The organism is Natronococcus pandeyae (genome assembly GCF_008122205.1).
GTDB lineage: Archaea > Halobacteriota > Halobacteria > Halobacteriales > Natrialbaceae > Natronococcus > Natronococcus pandeyae.
The window spans coordinates 24,726-43,965 of the sequence record NZ_PHNJ01000025.1 but is presented as its reverse complement, the minus strand read 5'-3'; the positions used below and the strand labels follow the sequence as shown (position 1 = coordinate 43,965).

The window sequence follows — 19,240 nt, the reverse complement described above, 5'->3', positions numbered from 1 at the left end:
AGTGCAACAGGGCGCTGGTAGTGTAGTGGTATCACGTGACCTTGCCATGGTCACAACCTGGGTTCAAATCCCAGCCAGCGCATTTCTCTGAACACAACATCGCGAGCGTTGCGTAGCAATGCGAGTATCCGTGTTCGGAGAAATCGTTCTCGGATTTGAACCACGGAAATCGAGCGTAGCGAGATTTGCATCGGGTTCAAATCCCAGCCAGCGCACTTTTCACTGAACAATTCCGATGAGCACCGCGTAGCGTGTGCTCGTCATCCGTGAGCGATGAAGTCGTCCAGGATATGAACTGGACGAGTTGCAGCCGGAGAACGAGCGGAGCGAGCGACCCGAACCGTCTGGGCGGAGTTCAGATCCCAGTCAGCCTGCTAGGCCCGTGAACGAACTCCTCGAGGCGGACATCCCAGGCTCGAATCGATCGATTCGTAACCCTTATGAATTCTCTCGAGAGAAATGCGAGTGCAACAGGGCGCTGGTAGTGTAGTGGTATCACGTGACCTTGCCATGGTCACAACCTGGGTTCAAATCCCAGCCAGCGCACTTTTCACTGAACAATAACGACGAGCGAAGCGAGTCGTCTGTTCAGTGAAAATCGGTCCTGGATTTGAACTACGGAAGACGCAGTCGAGCGAACGAAGTGAGCGAGAATCGTCTTCAGGTGGTTCAAATCCCAGCCAGCGCAGTCTCTGCATTCAACTCCCACGAGCGACCGCGGTGGGGTGTCGCGAGACGAGCACGTACTAATCACACACTGAGTCAGGTAACCACAGTGAAACCGTCCTCGAGAAAGACGCCGATAGCGCCACGACCCGGAGACTCGCGGTGAAACCACGGCCGGTCTTTATCCCGTTCGCTCGCGTGATTGGTATGCGATGACCGGACCAAATACTGCCGATCGGACCCGAGAACTCGGTATCGACTTCGGTCCGCTCGCCCGAGAACTCGAGGAACACCAGTATCCGACGACGAGCGACGAACTGGTCGAGGCGCACGGGAGCGCCGTACTCGAACTGCCCGGCGGGGAGGAGACCCTTCGCGAACTGTTCGAGTTGCTACCCGACGAGGACTTCGAGTCGGCTGCGGAGGCTCGTGCGGCCATCTTCAACACCGTCAGCGAACGGGCGATCGGGCGAAAGGGGTACAGCGATCGAACGCCGCCGGCGCTCGGCGAACGACAGGAGTGGCCGAACGAGTCGTTCTGAGCGGCGACTGCGTTTCGATCGTGTAACTCTCGACGATACCGAACCCAGCGACCGCGACGCGACTCGTCGGGCGAGGCTGTTCAACTCGTGAGACGATTCGGACGAGCGGACGCTCCGGCAGGGACGAGAGTCGTCTACAGCGACGCTACCGGCTGCGATCGGCTTTTATACTCCGAGACGTTATGATCAGTGGACAGTTGAACGATCGAGTTCTTCCTATGCAAACTGAAACCACATCCGACGACGAGACGAACGAGGTCCAGTACGACCAGGCTAACGACCGCTACGTCTTCCATTACGACGACGACGGAACTGCGACGTTAACCACGACGATCGTCCACGCGCTCGCGTCGATCGCGGACACCGACGTCTCCCAGGGAGAGTTCTCGCTTTACGACAGTATCGATCCCGACGCGCTCGATCGGATCTTCCGGCCCAAAGCGGACGGCACCAGGCGAACCGGTGGTCACATCGCGTTCACCGCCCTCGAGCACGAGGTGTACGTCTACGCGAACGGTGACATCATCATCTACCCGCCGGCGGAGACCAATCATCCGGGACCGGTCCGCTAACGAGCAGTCAATCGGTCGATCCGGTCGTTTGCAGCACGGCTCTTTCGTCTCGACGGCGGCGCCTGCTCGAGGAATCACAGTCAAGGGATGGTTTTAGAAACTGCGCACGCGTCACTGTCGAGTATGACAGTTGTTGCACTACTGAGCGTCGCGCCGGTAACCGAGGAGAGTATGGCCGGGGAAGTCGCGAAGGCAGTCGAGGCGCTCGAGGAGTACGACGTCGAGTACGAGACGAATCCGATGGGAACGGTGATCGAGACCGATTCCACCGACGAACTGTTCGCGGCGGCACAGGCCGCTCACGACGCGGTCGACGGCGATCGAGTGAGCACCGTTCTGAAGATCGACGACAAGCGAACGCGCGAGGTGGCCGCGTCGGAGAAAGTCGAGGCCGTCGAGGAGGAACTCGGACGGCCGGCGAGAAGTGGGAGCGAGTAGCCGTCGATCCGTTACGGGTCGACGTGTGCCGGGACGACCGTCACCGGTCGGTCGACGTCGAGCAGCACCGACTGGACAACGCTGCCGAACAGGACCTTGCCGACTGGGGACTGCCGTCGCGCCCCGAGGACGAGCTGGTCGGCGTTCCGTCGGTCGGCGACGTCGACGATCGCGGCGGCTGGTCGGCCGGTAGCCGCGTGGACGGCCGTTTCGATCCCCGACTCCCGTAATTCGGTCGCGATCAGTGACGCCGTCTCGGGAAGTGACGACAGGTCCTCGAGATCCGTCTCGAGCGTCCCGATCGAGACGTCCTCGATGTCTTCGGCGGAGAAATCGAGTTCTTCGCGGACGTGCAGGACGTCGACGGTAATCTCGGCAGGGGCTGCCGGCAGCCCGCGAATCGTCTCGATCTGGGACTCGACTCGTTCGTCGTTCTCGTCGATCGGCACGAGGATGGTGTACATACCCACGGTATTTGCGGGAGTACATATCAAACTACCACCCGTTTCTGGCTCCGGTAGAACGGAAAGACGAACTCCCTGGAGCGAGTGGCCCCGTGCATGGAACAAACGAAACTCGAGGTCACCGGGATGTCCTGTGGCGGCTGTGAGGCGAACGTAACCGAGACGCTCGAGGCTCTCTCGGGAGTCTCGTCGGCGACCGCCAACCACGAGAACGACGAGGTGCGCGTCGAGCACGACGAGGCGACCGACGTCGGCTCGATTCGCGACGCGGTCGAGAACGCGGGGTACGAGGTCGTCGCCTGAGATCGCAGACTCCCTCCCTCACGGAACCGAACTGACAAACTGTTTTACGCGCGGCACAGAAGGGAGTGTATGGAGAGTCTAAACCGGATGGCGATCGAGTTGGTCGACGAGGCCCTCGAGTACGCCGAGGAGCTAAACATCGGCGGCTTCGATCTCGAGAACGAGGCGACCGTCCTCGACTTCGGCGTCGAGTTCGACGGCGGAGTCGAGGCTGGACTCCTGCTCACGGAGATTCAGACCGCCGGGATGGCGACACCGAGCCGAAAACTGGGAGAGATCGATGGCGCACCGATTCCGTACGTCGAACTGAGCACCGACCAGCCGGCGCTCTCGCTGCTGTGTTCGCAGAAGGCGGGCTGGGAACTGACGACGGAGGATTTCGAGGGACTCGGTAGCGGCCCGGCTCGGGCGCTCGTCGCAGAGGAGGAGGAGTTCCGGCAGATCGGCTACACGGACGCGTTCGATCTGACGGCGCTCGCCGTCGAGAGCGACGAACTCCCGCCGGAGTCGGCGGCCGAACAGGTCGCCGACCTCGCCGAGGTCGAGACCAGCAGTGTCTTCCTGCTCGCCTATCGGACCGCGAGTCTCGCCGGGAGTATCACCACTGCCGCGCGCGCGGCGGAACTCGCCACGTACCGACTCACGGAACTCGGCTACGAGCCGCTCGATATCGTCTCGGCGACGGGTCGAGCGCCCGTCGCACCCGTCGCGGCCGACGAGGAGACCGCGATCGCCCGGACGAACGACGCGCTCGCCTACGGCGGCACCGCACACCTCACCGTCCGCGAGGATGCCGACGTCTTCGACTCAATTCCGTCGACGGCCGCGGAGGACCACGGCCGCCCGTTCGCCGACGTCTTCGACGACCTCGACTGGGAGTTCGAGGAAGTCCCGTCTGACCTGTTCGCCCCCGCGAAGGTCACCGTCGACGTGCTCGGCGGGCCGACGTACGTCCATGGCGAGACCGACGAGGAACTTCTCGCCGAGTCGTTCGATCTGTAGGCGTGCAGTTCAAACCCGTTCCTCCGGCGTCCAACTCGCTCGAGTTTCTCGAGACCGTTCGACGGGCCGTCCCTCGAGATCCGGAGGATACGGACGACTGCTGTGCCCGACTCGTCGACCGAACCGAGATCGAATCGCGCGACGCGGCCGCCGAGTGGCTGACCTTCCTCCGTGCGCTCGAACTCGCGACCGAGCAAGCGGCGGGCTTCGCTCGCACGCAGGTGGATCTCGACCTCGACGAACTCCAGCGGACGTTTCGCGACCGTCTCTACGGTGCGGACGAACTGCTCGCTCGACTCGAGGAAGCGGACGAGCCGCTCTCCGCGACGGCGGTCGCGACCCGACTCGAAGCGGCAGGTCGAGGGGATGAGCGACACGAGCGCTCGAGTCGCCTCGAAGCGCGCCGAGAAGAACGAATCGAGCGGCTGCTCGAGTGGGCAGTGCTGCTCGAACTGGTCGAACGAACCGACGGCGGGTACCGACACGAGTAACCTCCAGGTCCAGCGCGGATCGCGGTCGACCGATCGATTTTTCTCCCGCTCGGTCGTCTCTGCAACCGATGGAGGCGCCGACCGAGGCCGTCCTGTTCGATCTCGACGACACGCTTTGCAGCTACCGTCGCAGTGCAGCCGACGTACTCGAGGTGGCGTTCGAGCAGGCCGGCGTCGGGCCCGTCTTCGAACCGGCGACCTACTACGGACGGTATCGCGAGTACCTCGAGAAGGACGTCGAGTTCGCCGACTTCCACGAGCAGTGCTTCGGCGACCTCGCCGTCGAGGCGGGTCACGATCGAGCAGACGGGGTCGCCGTCGCCCGCGCGTTCCGCGAAGAACGCGACCAGCGAAACGTCGAACCGCTGCCGGGAGCGATGACCGTGCTCGACGCGTTCGCCGACGAGTACGCCCTGGGATTGGTCACGAACGGCCACCCGGAGATGCAGCGACAGAAACTCGAGGCGATCGAGTTCCTGGAGTCGTTCGAGACGATCGTGTACGCGGGATGCGACACCAGGCCGAAACCCGACCCCGAACCGTTTTCGGTCGCGCTCGAGGCGCTCGAACTGGAGGCAGAACGCGCGGTCTACGTCGGGAACTCCCTCTCGTCGGACGTCGCGGGCGCCAGGGCTGCGGGAGTGCGATCGGTCTGGATCCCCGAGGCCGGATCGGCGTCCGAGGCGCCGGATCCGGAGCCGGACTACGTCCTCGAGTCACTGACCGATCTGCGGACGCCGCTCTGGAACTAACCGAGGAAGTCGCGTTCGCGACGAAAAACCGGTGCGTCACCGGGCCGGGTGGACGTCGGTTACGGTCCCGACGCCCTTGCTTCGACCTTCGCGAAAGACGAACTTCTGGCCCTCTTCGACGAGATATGGACGGAACTTGAACCGGACGGTCGTCTCGCCTGTGTCGCCGGGGAGAAGCCGGCCGTCTTCGGGGTAGAACGCGGCGGCCTCGCCGATCGTCTCGAGGTGGACGACCGGTTCGTAGCCGTCGCCGATGCGGGTCGGGTGGTTGAGCACCATGACCTCGGCCTCGAACTCCCTGACGGGGTCGGGATCGGCGTCTCGCGGGAGCAAGACCATTCCGCGTTCGATAGCGCTCTCCTTGATCCCTTTGAGCGCGATTCCGACGATTCGACCCGCCTGGGCCCTGTCGACGCGGTGGTAGTGCATCTCGATCGAGCGAACCTCGACCTCCTGAAACCGACCGTCGGGCATCGGGCCGATCAGCAACTCGTCGCCGGCCTCGACCTCGCCGGCCATGACGGTGCCCGAGGCCACCGCGCCGACGCCGGTTACGGAGTAGCTTCGGTCGACGTACATCCGGAACTCGCCGGCGTCCTGGGAGGTCTTCGGCAGGCGATCGAACAGTTCGTCGAGCGTCTCGAGGCCGTCCATCGTGATCGCGCTGGTCGCGACGATCGGGACCACTCGCTCGCTGATCTCTTCGACGGCGGCGTCGACGCCGTGGCGGGCGACCCGTAGCGGTGATTTGTCGACGTCCCGGAGGAGTCGCTCGACTTCGCGTTCGACCTCCTGGACCCGTTCCTCGCTGACCGCATCCGTTTTCGTGATCGCGACGATCGTCGGGAGATCGGTCGCCAGCAGGACCCCGAGGTGTTCCCGCGTCGTTCGCGTCGGGCCGTCGTCGGCGGCGACGACGAGCAACCCGTAGTCGAGTTTCTGCCCGACGAGTCCGCGGATGGTCGTCCGGAGCCACGGCTCGTGGCCGACGGTGTCGACGAACGAGACGAGTCGATCAGCCTCCTCGACGACCTCGGCGCGGTCGGCTTTCCGGTTCGGGTTGCGTACGCGGACCGGCCCGTCGTCGTCGAAGCCGTAGACGGCGTACGAGAGGTCTGCCGAGAGCCCGCGCTCGACCTCGTGGGGTTGGACGTCGAGGTATGCGCGCGTCGCGCCGTCGCCGTCGTCGGCCGTCCCCGTGACGAGCGAGCCGACGAGCGTGCTCTTTCCGTGGTCGACGTGGCCGGCCGTCCCGATGACGACGTGTTCGTCGTCGGTCTCGAGGATCGCGCCGTCGCAGATCCGCGCGACGCCGACGATTCCCCCCTCGAGACCCCACGTCTGGACGTCGTCGATGTGGGCGTCGGCTTCCTCCGCGAGCAACGAGAGGACGTCCATCGTTTCGGAGAAGGTGTCGGGATCGATACCGGCGAGGCCGCCGTCGTCGGTGACGCCGACGACGTACGTCGCCTCGCCGTCACCCGAGAGCATGCGGTGTCGGAGTTGCGCGGCCAGACTCTCCCTGCGTCCACCTTCGAGGTGGACGTCTCGGAGCAGCCGTTCCTTGAATTCGACGCTACCCCCGTCCTGTTCGCCACGTTCCAGGGCCCGGTCGAGGAGGGCCCGGTCACGGCTCATGCGTGCGGGTAGCAGGCGAACTGATAAAAACTTCCCGCCCCGGTGAAGTGTTACCACAGTACACAGCCAGTGGCTAACTCGCGGGGAGAGCGACTCACGAACGAAGACAGTCGCGGTCAAATTTCGTTTCGATCAGTACAGGGATCAGCCCAGTCGGTGCTCGTCTCGCCGATCGACGAATCTCGAGCGAAATCCAGTATTATCCCTGGAAAACACGTATTACGTCCCGGCAACTGCGGCACCGCTCTGGACCATTTCACGGGTACCTCTCGGGCTTGTTTCGGTTCTGATCCAGTAATCTGTAATAAATACAGTATTACAGTCTCTGATTTTTTGATGACGTATGGAAGGCCTTATTGATCACGTTCTAAAATTCTTAGGAAAATTATATGATCTCGCACGATCACAGTAATGATGTAATGTCATCGAGTAACAGCCAATTACGAGCGTTCTTCGCAGACCACCCCCGACTGATGGGCGTCCTGTTCGCCGCCTGCCTCCTGCTGTCACAGGCCGGCACCGTCGCTGCCGGGAACGGCGGCGGCACGTGGTAACGCCCGACTCGGAACGCCGTCGCTACAGCGTAGCGAACCGATCGTCCGTCGACCAACAAAATTCTTCGTCGTACTCCACGGGTATCTGAGCGAGTCGCAAGAACCGCGACAGCGTCTCACCGGAAACCTCCATCGGCGGAAGTTCGTTGCCGGCGAGGAAGTGACAGTCCACGCCGTCGAGGTAGGGGATGTACTGCGCACCGACACCGCTGTCGACGTGATACAACCGCAACTGAAGCCGGTACGTCTCGTCGTCGATCCGGTCGATACGACAGCTGTTCGGAACGCCGCTTCCCGCCTGTCCGACGGCCACGCCGCCGTCGCCGACGACGATGTACTGATTGCCGACCAGGCGGTGAGAACGCGCCAGTGAGACCGCAGACCGGAGCGTAAACCCGTTGTTCAGGAGTTTCGCGACGAACCGGCCGACCGCGATCGCGTCCTGATTGCCGACCTCGCTAAGCGTGACGATTCCGCCGACACCCCCTTCCTCGATGAGCCGAGTTCCGACGTCGTACGAGCGACACCCGTTGAGCAGGAAGGCATCGACACCGATATCCGGGAGCGATCCGGTGTCGAGCGTCCCGTCGGAACAGACGAAGGCGCCATTCCTGACGTGGCCGACGTAGTGGAGGAAGTCGACGTCTTCGGCGAAGAGCCGACGCAGGTCGCCGCTGGAGACGTTTCGGTGGACGGTGACGTCGAAGGGGAGCTTTTCGCGCTCACCGTAGAGGCCATCTTCGCTCGCTTCGAACTCCGCAGCCATCTTCGGATCGTTACAGACGATCGTCACCTCGACACCCTCGCTGGACGTCGATCGATCGAGTCCGTTCTCGAACGCGGTTCGTGAGAGTTTGTTCGCCCCGATCGGAACGCCGTCGCCCAGCCACGCCTGTTCGAAGGCGTCGACGTCGGGCGGTGAGACGTAGGAGTCGATCGAGGCCGAGTCGAGATCGTCTTCCGCCGACCGGGTGCTCGAGCGCGTGAACTCGTCGATGGCGGCTGGTCGCGCCGACGAGGAGGCGTCGCGTTCTCTCCCTTCCGGGGCCGTCCGGACGACGGAGAGCTCGTTTGCGAGAAACGGAAGCGTCGCCACGTTCTCCGACGCCGCCGTCGCGTGTGTAACGAGGTGCCACTGCGGGGCGAGGTCAGCGACGGTCTCGAACGGCACCGAAAGCACGGTGGCCAGCCGATCGGCCAGCGGCGCCTCGTACAGCTCGTCGAACGCCAGCTCGACGCGCTCCTCGAGACGGCGGCGCTCGTGGAGGTCGACCTGATACAATCCCTCCGTCCGAGTCACGCAGTCGAAAAAGAACACGTGTTCGAGAACCCGCTGGACCGTCCGGTCGAACGGTTCGTCCGACCGATCGAGCGAGAACTCGAATCCGCGATCGGTTTCGATCCGGGGGTACGACCCCGTTTCGACGGTCGCCCCGAGGTAGTAGGCCAGCGGGCTGACGGCGTAGACCGCCGTCCGCTCCGGTGGCACGACGATCGTGATGCCGGTATCCGGCGATTCGACCCCCTCCGGAATTCGGAGTTCGTCCTCGAGTACGAGACGAGGTGGATGGCCCCGAAACGAGGGAAGCGATCGATCGCAGCGGGTCGTCTTCAGTGCGGAGCCGAACGTGGAGACGGCGCGCGCCAGATCGGCCGGTTCGGCCGTCGTCGCGACCGTCGCCGCGGGACGCTTGTGACGCGAGCGTGCGCCCAGTCGAACGGACGTCGGTCCGCCGAAATCGAACGACAGGCGGTCGTCGGAGGACGCGATCGTCAGCCCGCTTCGAACGCGGACGTAGAGTTTGATCGGAGCCATCAACTCGAGGATGTACGTTCCCTCGGGTAGCGTCTCGTAGGCGTAGTGTTCGGCCTCGAGGATCATCTCGCCCGACGGATCCCGGACGTAGATCGGGACGACGTAGGGCAACACGAGCTCGTTCGTGGTGAACGAGACGGCGGCGTCGACCGGAAAGTAAAACCCCTCGGCGTCGGTCGAGTGCGGCGAGACTGCGCCGGAGGTCTGGAACGGATACTGTTTGTTTTCGACGGGATCGACGACGGTCAGTCCGGGTCTGTCGTCGACCGGTTGAAACGTTGGGTTCACGCTTATCCTCGAGTGGCGATCGCGTTTCGTTCGCGAGCGACACGTCCTCGGGTGGGATCGCGGGCGTTCACTGAACGGAGGTGAGGGCGAACCAGTCGGTCGTGTAATTGCTCTCGTGGAGGTGCCACCGCTGTTCGGGGCCCGACTCACTCACTCGAAGTTCGATCGTCGCGTCGAACAGCGACTCGAGCGTCCGGACGACCGGATCGTCTCGGTCGACCGGAAGGACGTAGTGTGCGAGTCCCGACGCGTCTCGGATCGAGTCGAAGATCGGTTCGAGAAACGCGATGGTCCCCTCCGCGCCGCGCTGATCCAGCACCGGCCGCAGCGAGTCGACACAGAGGCGAATCTCTCCGGGTTCACAGAGGGGCGTTCCCGTCACGAGCGTCTCGATCTGCGTTTCGATCGCTGCCCCGAGTTCGTCAAGGTCGGCCGGTCGGTCGGTGACAGCGGAACCGTCGTCAGCGCTTGGCTGTGCGCTCGCTGCAGAACGCGACGCCGCTGCGTAATCGACGACGCGTGCGGCCGTCTCGTCCGTCGAACCCAGACGGGCGGGGACGACGGTGTCGTCACGGTCGAGTAACGCGAAGACGTGTCGTCGACCGCGTTCCGGATCGCCGAGCAGGTTGGCGCTGGCGACGTCGGTGAGCGCGTCGGGGACGACGCCGGCGATGAGCACGTTTCCGCCGGTTTGCTTCAGTCGTTTGAGTGTGGATCCGACGGCGATCGTCCCGTTGGACTCGACGACGACGTCGTAGCCGAGTACCGAGAACAACACGGTGGCTCCGGATCGCGACGCCCCGTTTCCGCGGTCTTCGCCGAGTCGAGCGATCGCGTCGATATCGACGACGTTTCCGATCGCAGACTGAACCCGTTCGAGGTCCCGTCCGGAGTGTTCGGCGACCGCCGACACGGTGCGCGTCGCGACGTCCGCCTCGTCCGACGTCTCTACGATCGAAACGTGCGTCCACTCGTCTACGACCGAGATCTCGGTCGCGTCGGGACTCGAGAGCGTCACCTGGCCGTCCGCGGTCACACAGACGCGGTGGTTCGCGTACGTGAAGACGACGGTCGGCCGCGCGTCGCTCGCTGACTCGTCGGTGTCACCGAGCAACTGGGACAGCGCGTCCGCGTCGATCGTGTCGTTCAGCGGCGGCAACTCGAGCGGCGAAATCCCGGATTCGTCCGCGATCTGCTCGACGATTGCGACACTCGGACAGGTCCGGATCTCGGTAGCCGTAGCGTCTTCGCTACCCATTCGAGATCCGTCCTCGGTCCGAGGGCAGTCGTTCGTCATCTGCAGCGGAGTACGAGGGTGCTCCACGAAAAGGTCGCGGATATCCTACCGGAAAAGAGGATAGAAATAATGCGAACTCCTGTCAAAACAATCGTGCCTGTTACATCTGACTTTGTATTTGTTTCCGACGTTCCGGCAGAGTACTTCTCTAACAAGTTTATTAGCGTTGATCGATACTGCACAGATATATGGGTGATTATCGTTCGGAAAACTCCGACAAACGGTCAGCACCGGGCGAATTTCGGCTCGACACGCCTGCTGTCGGCGGCCAACGGTCGCCGATCGACGAACTGCTCTCGGCGCTCAGCCACCGACGACGCCGTGACGTTCTGTACGCTCTCTCCGAGAACGAGGTCACGGACGTCGACTCGCTGGCGACGACCATCGCCGCCCGCGAGGCCGACCTCCCACCTGAACAGATCGACGACGACGAACGGGAGCCGGTACTGATCGACCTCTATCACAATCACCTGCCGAAACTGGCCGACCACAACCTGGTCGAGTACGACAGTCGGAGCGGCGCGGTCAGGTGGACGCCGCTGTCAGACGACCTCGAGCAGATCCTCGAGTGCTGTCACGCACTCGAGATGGACACCGAGTAGCACTCCGATCGACGGAGACCGATTCGTGTCACACCGTCATTTCCCACCACTGACCGCAGGAGTCGCGACGGCGACCCGGTACTGCCGGGCACCCTTTCAAGCCCCTCGAGTCCGTATGGACTGACATGAGCATCAGTGGCCTCTGTCAGATCTGTGAGTCGCGGCAGGCTCAGGAGCGGTGTCCCAACTGCGGGACGCTCGCGTGTGAGGTACACTACGAGTCGGAGCTGGGCCTCTGTGCCGACTGCGCTACCCAGGCACAGCCCGATCGACAGTCCGACGACGTCGACATCCACCGGTTCTGACCGATGGGGCGTGATCCGCAATGACGTCGATTCGAGACCTGCTGAGCGAGTCGCTCGCGGTCGGTGAGACGTTCTGTCTCGAACTCGAGCAGCGAGACGAAACCCTCGTCGCCACCCATCCCTACGACGCGAGCCCGATGGACGTCGCCGTCGTCGAGGGACTCGACCTGCTCGAGGAGCGACCGCCGCCGCAGCCGGTCGAGGTGGAGATCGTCGGCCGGGTCGTCGACGGACTGGTCGCCGGTCGCGTCGTCTCGCCGACCTGCGAAGATTAGTCCCGGTACTGATTCAGCCGCTTTTTGAGCCGTTTCGCCGCCTGGCCGCTGGCGCTCGCGAACCCCTCACCCCGGTTTTCTCCCGCGAAAATGATCCCTCGCGAGGAGTTGATCAACCCGACGCCATCCGCCAGTCCGTACTCGACGGCGGCCTCGGCGTCGCCGCCCTGCGCGCCGACGCCCGGTACGAGGAACGGGAGGTCGGGAACCTGCTCGCGGAGGTCCTCGAGTTCCTCGGGTTTGGTCGCGCCGACGACGAGACCGACGTTGTCGTTCTCGTTCCAGAGGTCCGCCAGCGCAGCCACTCGTTCGTAGACAGGTTCGCCGGTCTCGAGTTCGAGATCCTGGACGTCCGCGCCGCCGGGATTCGAGGTCCGACAGAGGACGAAGACCCCGGACTCCTCGTCCGACAGGAACGGCTGCAGTGAGTCCCGTCCCATGTAGGGGTTGACCGTAATGGCATCCACGCTGTCGAGCATCTGGGCGTACTGGCGCGTCGTGTTCCCGATATCCGCCCGCTTTGCGTCGAGGAGGACCGGTACGCCCTTCCCGTGCGCGTACGCGATAGTCTCCTCCAGAGCTCGCCACCCGTCGGGATCCTCGTAGAAGGCCGCGTTCGGCTTGAAAACGGCCGCGTGCTCGTGCGTGGCGTCGATGATTCGCCGGTTGAACGCCCACCGCGGGAGGTCGTGCTCCTGGAGATGATCGGGAATGCGCGACGGGTCGGGATCGAGTCCCACCGAGACGACGCTGTCGACCGTCCGAATTCGGTCGTGCAAGCGGTCGAAGAAGTTCATAGCGGGGAGTCGCTACCGAACGGTCGAAAAGATTGCTATCCTGTCGGGATCGGTCGACGTGACTCCGACCGGAAACTGAACAGTGATCTGAAAACAACTCCAAATTCTGGGCGAGTTTCCCACGGGGTGGGAACCTTCTACTCGGTATATGTAATGAGGGAACAAACGAATAACTGTAAAGGTGACCGAAAATGTCTACGACAACTCGAAACCGGCTCGAAAGCCGCTATGGGGGAATCGATCTGACTGGCGAACCCCACGCACTCAGCGCGTGGTTCGTCGTCGCACTACGAGCCGTGATGGGGGGCATGATGCTGTTCGCCGGGCTCGGCAAATTCGCGTTCGTCAGCGGTGAGCCGTTCGACGCCGGCGGCTTCCTCGTCCACGGTGTCGACCCAGTTAGCCCCGTCAGCGGGCTCTACGCCGCGATGGCGGGCAACGCGATGCTGCTCGAGGTCATCAACGTCGTCGTCCCGGTGACCCAGGTGCTGATCGGCGTGGCGCTCATCGCCGGCGCGTTCGTCCGACTGGCCGCCCTCGGCGGGGCGATCCAGATGAGCGCGTTCTACCTCGGCGGCTGGGAGGGACAGTGGCTCGCGCTGTTCGACTCGACGCTGATCTACGCCGTCGTCTTCCTGGCCATCGCGGCCTTCGGCGCCGGCCGGATCCTCGGCCTGGACCGCTACATCGAGCGGATCGAGGTCGGCGGGCAGACGCTCGTCGAGCGCTTCCCGACGCTCCGGTACGTCCTGGGCTGAGGGCCGCGGCGGATCTCTTTTCAGTACCTTCGCTACTCGCTTCGAACCTTCGTTTCTTCACGCCTTATGTCTCGAGCAGTTCCACGAGGTTCCCCTCGGGATCGCGCAGAAAGCAGATCGACGTTCCGCTCTCGGTCGTTCGCGGCTCGCTTATCGTCGGAACGTCGTCAGGGAGGGACGCGTAGACGGCCTCGAGGTCGTCGACGGCGAGTCCGACGTGGGCCGCTCCCGGCTCGTTGAGGTCGGGCGCCGGGCGGGCCGGCTCCGCGGGCTCGTACGCGACGAGTTCCAGCCGGATGTCGCCGGCCTCGAGGTGGGCGAACCGGGCGCTCGCACCGTCGACGTCGACGGCGTCGGCGAAGGCATCGCCGCCGACCTCGAACCGATCGACGACCGAGAGACCGAGCGTATCGCGGTAGAACGCGAGCGTCTTCTCGAGGTCGCTGACGGTGATCCCGACGTGGTGTGCGCTGAGTGTGGACATGCGTTCGATCCGGTGGGGAGGCGCCAAAAGCGCTTCGTCCCGGGTCCATTCGCGATGGTGGTCGTCTCTCTCCGTTCCCATCGAAATCCGTTCGGTCGTGTTTCGCCCAGTGTTATGTCCCTCTGGACCGACGGTCAGGTATGACTCGCGTCGCGCTCATCGCTCACGACGAGAAGAAGTCGGATCTCATCGAGTTCGCACAGGCCCACGAAGAACAGTTGCGGGAGTACGAACTGATCGCGACCGGGACGACGGGGAAGCGACTGATGGACGAAACCGACCTCGAGATCGATCGGAAGCAGTCGGGCCCGCTCGGCGGCGACCTGATGATCGGCGCCGACGTCGCGGAGGACAGACTCGATGGACTCGTCTTCCTTCGCGATCCGCTGCGCGCCCAGCCCCACGAGCCGGATATCTCCGCGCTCCTGCGGATCTGTGACGTCCACGACACGGCGCTGGCAACGAACCTCGCCTCCGCGGAGTTCCTCATCGAAGGGCTCGCCGACTGATACTGTCGGACAGACGTCAGTGAGGGGTCGGTCGCGAAATTCAGGCCGTCACCACCGGTGACGACCGAGTTCGAGCGACAGATCTTCGACTGGTGTTGTCCGACAGTATGGGCGGCCGTCGCTCACTGGGCGAGGCCGGCCCACAGGTTTCGAACTGCCGGTCGGTTCAGCGTCCACCACCCCACGGCACCGCCGGCACAGCCGGCGAACGCCAGCAGCCCGTCGGTCGCCCCGCCGGTGACGAACAGCGCCAGTCCGCCGAGTGCCACGGCGACCGCGAACGCCCGCTCCGGATCGCCGTCGAGCGCCGCTTCGGCCGCGAGCAGGTATGTTGCGCCGAAGCCAACCGACGCAACGATGTCGACGAAGTAGTGGACCCCGATGACGAGTCGCGACAGGCCGACGAGTCCGACGAGGATCGCCGCACCGAGCAGCCGTCGGCGGCGCGTGGACGTCGTACTCCAGAGCGCCAGCGCTCCCCAGAGAATCGTCGCCGCCATCGTGTGTCCGCTGGGGAACCCCTCACCCTCCCGCGGAATCGCCTGCATCGATTCGGGCGGCCGCGAGAACCCGAACGCGCTCTTCAGAACGAGCGTCAGCGCCAGTCCGCCGAGGACGATAGCCAGGACGAACCCCGTCCGCCTCGAGAGCGGTCGATCGGCGCCCCGTCGGACAGAACGGACCGCTTCGGCGGTCGCGATCCCCAGCAGGACGGCCACGACGAGGTACTCGTCGCCGAGAAGCGCGATCACGTCGAAGAGGGAGACCGTCCACTCCGGCACTGTACGACGGACCGCTTCGGTGACGCCGAGATCCCTGTCCATACTCCAGTTGTACCGTCGTTCACCCCCGAATCAAAAGACTGCTTGGAAAACGATCGATCGTTCACCCGCTTCGGAGAAAAGCGTATCTGTGCCGAATCTCCAAACCCTGGTATGATCCGGGTCTCCCAATGAGTCAGATCGCCCTCGCCGCCGATTTTGCAATCATCGTCGTCGTCGCGACAGTCATCGGTATCCTCGTCAGGCAGCTTGGGCAGCCGACGATCATCGCCTACATCGCCGCGGGAGTCATCCTCGGCCCGGTCGCGTTCGACGTCGTCACCGACGAGGGACTGGTCTACCTGATGTCCGAGCTCGGCCTCGGATTCCTCCTGTTCCTGCTCGGGATGAAGATGCGGTTTTCCGATATCCAGGAGATCCTCCGTCCGGTGACGAACGTCGCCGTCGGACAGACCGTTCTACAGACGGCGCTTGCCTTCCTGGTCGCGCTGGCACTCGGGTTCGGAACGATAGAGATCATCGTCATCTCGCTGGCGACGGTGTTCGGTGCGACGCCGATCATCGTCAAGGTGCTCTCTGACAAAGACGAGATCACCACCCTCCCCGGAAAGATCGACGTCGGGGTCCTCATCGTTCAGGACATCTACCTCGTGGTCGTTCTCGCGATGTTCAGCGCAGACTCGCTCGACAACGCGGGCGAGATCCTCCAGACGCTCGCGGTCGTCTTCGCGATGATGGCCTTCATCGGCATCTTCTCGATCGCCTCCTCGAAGTACCTCCTCCCGCAGCTGTTCCGCCGCGTTGCGGACAACAAGGACGTGTTCCTGATCGTCGCGATCGCCTGGGCGTTCCTGTTTATCGCCGCCGCGGAGAGCCAGTTCGACGGTGGCATCGAGATCGGTGCGTTCCTGGCAGGACTCAGCCTCGCACAACTGCCCTACAGCAAGGAACTCGAGGACCGGATCACGCCGATCACCGACTTCTTCATCCTCGTGTTCTTCGCGAGCATCGGTCTCCAGATCGAGGGCGGCGCCGCGAGTCTCTTCGCCTACTGGCAGGAGGCGATCGTCGCCTCGATCGTGCTGATGGTCGGAAACTTCTGGATCATGTTCTACCTCATCGATCGGGAAGGGTTCGGCGTCGAGCCGACGTTTCTCGCCTCGGTCAACATGATTCAAGTCAGCGAGTTCTCGCTGATCGTCGGGGCCTTGGCAATCCAGCAGGGGTATATCGGTCCCGACATCCTCGGCTATCTCACCCTGATGGCGCTGCTGACGATGACCGTCTCGACGTACATCGTCGCCAACAACCACGCGATCTACGCTCGCGTCGAGCCGTGGTTCCGTCGATTCGAGTCGGAAGACGACCGCGACGCGGAGATCGCGACCTACAGCGATCACGCCATCGCGATCGGTCGGGACGACATCACCGAACGGCTCCTCCCGTTTCTCGCGGAACGGTACGACGATGTCGTCCTCATCGACCGCAGGGCAGGACAAGTCGAGAGCGACGAGGACGAGCCCTACGATTACATCTTCGGGGACTTCCGCCACTCCGAGATCCGAAAGGAGGCGAACCTCGCGGAGGCGAGTTTCGTGTTGAGTTCGAGCGTCGAACGCGAGGTCAACGAGGCCCTGCTCGAGGAGGTCGACGACGACGCCGTCGTCTTCGTCGAGGCCGAGCGGATCGACGACGCTCGCGCCCTCTACGACCGCGGCGCGACCTACGTCGTCATGAGCACGCACCTGACCGCAGAGATGCTCGGCGAGTACCTCGAGCGGTATCTCGAGGATCAGTCGTCGTTCGACGAGACGATCAACGACGATCTCGAGCGGCTCAGACGGCGCGGTCACGAGCCGGCCGACAGGATGGTCGGAGACGGGGGTGAGACCGATGGTTGAGGCGCTGATCGTCGATCTCGGCATCATCTTCGTTGCCGCCGGTGTGCTATTGTTCGTCGCCAACCAGTTCCGGCTGCCGACCGTTCCGTTCTATCTCCTCGCCGGGCTCGCCGTCGGATGGACCATCGGGCTCGACGAGCTGCTGGTGTTGGCCCAGTGGGGGATCGCGTTTCTCGTGTTCGTCTTCGGGATCCGGCTCGACCTCGGCGACGTCCAGTCGGTGCTCAGAGACGGCGAGATCGCCGCGATAACCCAGCTACTCGTCGTCGCACCGATCGCGTTCGGCGCCGGCTACGTCCTCGGCGAGGTCTTCGGCTTCGCCGATCCGCTCAGAAATGCCATCTACTTCAGCGCCGCCGTCACCCTGAGCTCGACGCTCGTCGGCGCCGGGATGCTCGAGACCGAGATCCGCGACAACCTCGTCCACGGTCGGCTCGCGTCCTCGATCCACTTCTTCGACGATCTGGTCGCGATCGCGCTCCTCCTGATCCTCAGTACGGAGGTAATGACCGCCGACGCCGTCGCGTCGAAGATCGGATACGGCGTCGTGTTGATCGTCGCCGGGCTCGTGATCTACCGTCATGGGTTTCCGCTATTGGTCCGGGCCGCCGACGGCTCGGACGAGCTCGTGTTGATGGGGAGCGTCTCGATTCTGGTCGCTTTCCTCGCGGCCGCCGAGTACTTCGGGATCTCGATCGTCGTCGGCGCCTTCGCCGCCGGGATCGCGATCAGAAACGATGGCACGCAGTCGCTCGCCGTTGGCAACGGAATCGACTCGATCAGGGACTTCTTCGTCACCATCTTCTTCGTCACCGTCGGCGCGCTGGTCTCGATCCCGACCCTCGAGACGGCGACGATCGCGCTGGTGCTCGTGGCGCTGGTAGCGGCCGTCAATCCGATCGTCTTGCTTCTGGCGTTCGTCTACGAGGGGTACGACGTTCGAACGGCGTTTTTCGCGACGACCGGACTCAACCAGGTCAGCGAGTTCTCGCTCGTCATCGCGATCCAAGCGCTGCTCATGGGGACCATAACCGAGGATATGTTCAACGCGATCATCCTCGGAGCGGCCGTGACGATGCTGCTCACCGCCGTCGCCAGACGCACCGAGGAAGATCTGTACTCGGCGGTCATCTCGCGGTTCTTCACCGAGCAGCGAACGCGGAAGGTCGACCAGTACAGCCGCGTCGCGGACGACCTCTCCGATCACGTCGTGATCGTCGGCTACGGCCGGCAAGGCCGTCGCCTCGTCGAAACTCTCGAGGACCTCGATCGGGACTACGTCGTCATCGAGAACGATCCCGCGCTGTACGACCGGCTCGAAGCCGAGTGCCGGAACCACGTCTTCGGCGACGCGATGTCGACCTACCCGTGGCAGAAGGCCAGCCTCGAGGACGCCGCGCTCGTCGTTTCGACCGTCGATCACCGCCCGGTTTCCGACCACCTGCTCGAACTCGAGACCGACGCCAACGTCGTCCTTCGGTCCGACGACGCCGAACAGGCCGCGAAACTCGTCGAGACCGGCGCGACGTACGTCACCGTCCCGGACATCCTGGCTGGCGAACAGCTGGTCGAGATCGTCGACGCGTTGCTCGAGGACGAGACGGACGCGGAGACGCTCGCATCGGACCACCTCGACAGCCTGGCCGAACTCGAGCGGTACGGGTTCACAACGCAGCGCGAACAGTACTGAGTGGGGCCAGGTGCCCTCGCTTCCGTCGACGGCGAGCTCGATGGGGCTTAGAACGGGCCGTCGAGGTACTCGTGAACGGCGAGGACGACCCCGAGCCCGAGGGCGAGCAACAGTCCCGCGATGACCGCGGGAACGTCGATCACGTCGATCAGTCCGATCGCGCCGACGATCGCGACGAGAACCGCTACGACGTAGATGCCGAGGTTCCGGAGCAGACGGACGGGATCGACTGACTCGAACATCGGTGTCGCTACCGTACTCAGGGCAGATGGAAAACCCTTGGCGGTACGACGCTTGCGCCCTCAGGATCGCTT

The 19,240-nt window shown here is 63.8% G+C and carries 23 protein-coding genes and 2 tRNA genes; 17 read left to right on the top strand and 8 right to left on the bottom strand.

Annotated features, from left to right (window positions below; translation table 11 throughout):
• The first annotated feature begins 11 nt into the window (after positions 1 to 11).
• The 5 genes from CV102_RS24815 to CV102_RS24795 all read left to right on the top strand — a co-directional run bounded on the left by CV102_RS24815 (position 12) and on the right by CV102_RS24795 (position 2,218).
• Positions 12 to 82, top strand: a tRNA-Gly gene (locus CV102_RS24815).
• 393 nt (positions 83 to 475) lie between these two features.
• A tRNA-Gly gene (locus CV102_RS24810) sits at positions 476 to 546 on the top strand.
• Positions 547 to 878: 332 nt separating this feature from the next.
• Positions 879 to 1,208, top strand: coding sequence for a DUF5789 family protein (locus CV102_RS24805; protein WP_148860683.1), 330 nt, complete (start codon positions 879 to 881; stop codon positions 1,206 to 1,208).
• Positions 1,209 to 1,426: 218 nt separating this feature from the next.
• Entirely contained in the window at positions 1,427 to 1,780 is a 354-nt protein-coding gene (locus CV102_RS24800) for a HalOD1 output domain-containing protein (protein ID WP_148860682.1), read from the top strand.
• A 123-nt stretch (positions 1,781 to 1,903) separates the two neighbouring features.
• Positions 1,904 to 2,218 (top strand): MTH1187 family thiamine-binding protein, encoded by a 315-nt coding sequence (locus CV102_RS24795; protein WP_148860681.1) that lies wholly within the window; start codon positions 1,904 to 1,906, stop codon positions 2,216 to 2,218.
• Between the two features lie 11 nt (positions 2,219 to 2,229).
• Here the strand turns inward: CV102_RS24795 and CV102_RS24790 are convergent, their stop codons facing one another.
• Complete coding sequence (locus CV102_RS24790) at positions 2,230 to 2,682, bottom strand: universal stress protein (RefSeq protein WP_148860680.1); 453 nt, start codon at positions 2,680 to 2,682, stop codon at positions 2,230 to 2,232.
• Between the two features lie 96 nt (positions 2,683 to 2,778).
• Here CV102_RS24790 and CV102_RS24785 point away from each other — a divergent pair, with 96 nt between their 5' ends.
• From CV102_RS24785 to CV102_RS24770, 4 genes are all read left to right on the top strand, one after another.
• A complete protein-coding gene (locus CV102_RS24785; protein ID WP_148860679.1) occupies positions 2,779 to 2,985 on the top strand; it encodes a heavy-metal-associated domain-containing protein in 207 nt (68 codons plus the stop codon).
• 69 nt (positions 2,986 to 3,054) lie between these two features.
• A complete protein-coding gene (gene mch / locus CV102_RS24780) occupies positions 3,055 to 3,987 on the top strand; it encodes a methenyltetrahydromethanopterin cyclohydrolase (protein WP_148860678.1) in 933 nt (310 codons plus the stop codon).
• A gap of 2 nt (positions 3,988 to 3,989) precedes the next feature.
• Positions 3,990 to 4,478 carry a hypothetical protein gene (locus CV102_RS24775; protein WP_148860677.1) on the top strand — a complete coding sequence of 163 codons (489 nt, stop codon included), beginning with the start codon at positions 3,990 to 3,992 and terminating at the stop codon, positions 4,476 to 4,478.
• 68 nt (positions 4,479 to 4,546) lie between these two features.
• The gene (locus CV102_RS24770) at positions 4,547 to 5,230 is read left to right on the top strand and encodes an HAD family hydrolase (RefSeq protein WP_148860676.1); all 684 of its coding nucleotides are present in this window, start codon (positions 4,547 to 4,549) and stop codon (positions 5,228 to 5,230) included.
• Positions 5,231 to 5,266: 36 nt separating this feature from the next.
• Here the strand turns inward: CV102_RS24770 and CV102_RS24765 are convergent, their stop codons facing one another.
• On the bottom strand, positions 5,267 to 6,868 hold the full coding sequence (locus tag CV102_RS24765) for a GTPBP1 family GTP-binding protein (RefSeq protein ID WP_148860675.1): 1,602 nt from the start codon (positions 6,866 to 6,868) through the stop codon (positions 5,267 to 5,269).
• A 419-nt stretch (positions 6,869 to 7,287) separates the two neighbouring features.
• Here CV102_RS24765 and CV102_RS27110 point away from each other — a divergent pair, with 419 nt between their 5' ends.
• Positions 7,288 to 7,422, top strand: coding sequence for a DUF7503 family protein (locus CV102_RS27110; RefSeq protein WP_267903145.1), 135 nt, complete (start codon positions 7,288 to 7,290; stop codon positions 7,420 to 7,422).
• A gap of 22 nt (positions 7,423 to 7,444) precedes the next feature.
• Here CV102_RS27110 and CV102_RS24760 read toward each other — a convergent pair whose 3' ends face one another.
• Both CV102_RS24760 and CV102_RS24755 read right to left on the bottom strand, forming a co-directional pair.
• A complete protein-coding gene (locus CV102_RS24760; protein ID WP_233710816.1) occupies positions 7,445 to 9,526 on the bottom strand; it encodes a hypothetical protein in 2,082 nt (693 codons plus the stop codon).
• 67 nt (positions 9,527 to 9,593) lie between these two features.
• Entirely contained in the window at positions 9,594 to 10,823 is a 1,230-nt protein-coding gene (locus CV102_RS24755) for a DUF7504 family protein (RefSeq protein ID WP_187433109.1), read from the bottom strand.
• A gap of 188 nt (positions 10,824 to 11,011) precedes the next feature.
• Between CV102_RS24755 and CV102_RS24750 the strand changes: the two genes are divergently transcribed.
• From CV102_RS24750 to CV102_RS24740, 3 genes are all read left to right on the top strand, one after another.
• Positions 11,012 to 11,425, top strand: coding sequence for a DUF7344 domain-containing protein (locus CV102_RS24750; protein WP_148860674.1), 414 nt, complete (start codon positions 11,012 to 11,014; stop codon positions 11,423 to 11,425).
• A 125-nt stretch (positions 11,426 to 11,550) separates the two neighbouring features.
• Positions 11,551 to 11,730, top strand: a complete 180-nt coding sequence (locus tag CV102_RS24745; protein ID WP_148860673.1) for a hypothetical protein — start codon at positions 11,551 to 11,553, stop codon at positions 11,728 to 11,730.
• A 20-nt stretch (positions 11,731 to 11,750) separates the two neighbouring features.
• A complete protein-coding gene (locus CV102_RS24740) occupies positions 11,751 to 12,005 on the top strand; it encodes a hypothetical protein (RefSeq protein ID WP_148860672.1) in 255 nt (84 codons plus the stop codon).
• On the opposite strand, the gene pyrF is transcribed toward CV102_RS24740, so the two are convergent.
• A complete protein-coding gene (gene pyrF / locus CV102_RS24735) occupies positions 12,002 to 12,802 on the bottom strand; it encodes an orotidine-5'-phosphate decarboxylase (protein WP_148860671.1) in 801 nt (266 codons plus the stop codon). The genes CV102_RS24740 and pyrF overlap by 4 nt on opposite strands.
• Positions 12,803 to 12,993: 191 nt before the next feature.
• On the opposite strand from pyrF, the gene CV102_RS24730 reads away from it, so the two are divergent.
• Positions 12,994 to 13,560, top strand: coding sequence for a DoxX family protein (locus CV102_RS24730; protein WP_148860670.1), 567 nt, complete (start codon positions 12,994 to 12,996; stop codon positions 13,558 to 13,560).
• Between the two features lie 64 nt (positions 13,561 to 13,624).
• Here the strand turns inward: CV102_RS24730 and CV102_RS24725 are convergent, their stop codons facing one another.
• Complete coding sequence (locus CV102_RS24725) at positions 13,625 to 14,044, bottom strand: VOC family protein (protein ID WP_148860669.1); 420 nt, start codon at positions 14,042 to 14,044, stop codon at positions 13,625 to 13,627.
• Between the two features lie 140 nt (positions 14,045 to 14,184).
• Between CV102_RS24725 and CV102_RS24720 the strand changes: the two genes are divergently transcribed.
• Complete coding sequence (locus CV102_RS24720) at positions 14,185 to 14,553, top strand: methylglyoxal synthase (protein WP_148860668.1); 369 nt, start codon at positions 14,185 to 14,187, stop codon at positions 14,551 to 14,553.
• Between the two features lie 122 nt (positions 14,554 to 14,675).
• Here CV102_RS24720 and CV102_RS24715 read toward each other — a convergent pair whose 3' ends face one another.
• A complete protein-coding gene (locus CV102_RS24715; protein WP_148860667.1) occupies positions 14,676 to 15,377 on the bottom strand; it encodes a phosphatase PAP2 family protein in 702 nt (233 codons plus the stop codon).
• 128 nt (positions 15,378 to 15,505) lie between these two features.
• On the opposite strand from CV102_RS24715, the gene CV102_RS24710 reads away from it, so the two are divergent.
• On the top strand, positions 15,506 to 17,236 hold the full coding sequence (locus CV102_RS24710; protein WP_148860666.1) for a cation:proton antiporter: 1,731 nt from the start codon (positions 15,506 to 15,508) through the stop codon (positions 17,234 to 17,236).
• Positions 17,229 to 18,926 (top strand): cation:proton antiporter, encoded by a 1,698-nt coding sequence (locus tag CV102_RS24705; protein ID WP_148860665.1) that lies wholly within the window; start codon positions 17,229 to 17,231, stop codon positions 18,924 to 18,926. The genes CV102_RS24710 and CV102_RS24705 overlap by 8 nt, the downstream gene beginning before the upstream one ends.
• Positions 18,927 to 18,973: 47 nt before the next feature.
• On the opposite strand, the gene CV102_RS24700 is transcribed toward CV102_RS24705, so the two are convergent.
• Entirely contained in the window at positions 18,974 to 19,168 is a 195-nt protein-coding gene (locus tag CV102_RS24700) for a hypothetical protein (protein ID WP_148860664.1), read from the bottom strand.
• Positions 19,169 to 19,240 lie beyond the last annotated feature (72 nt).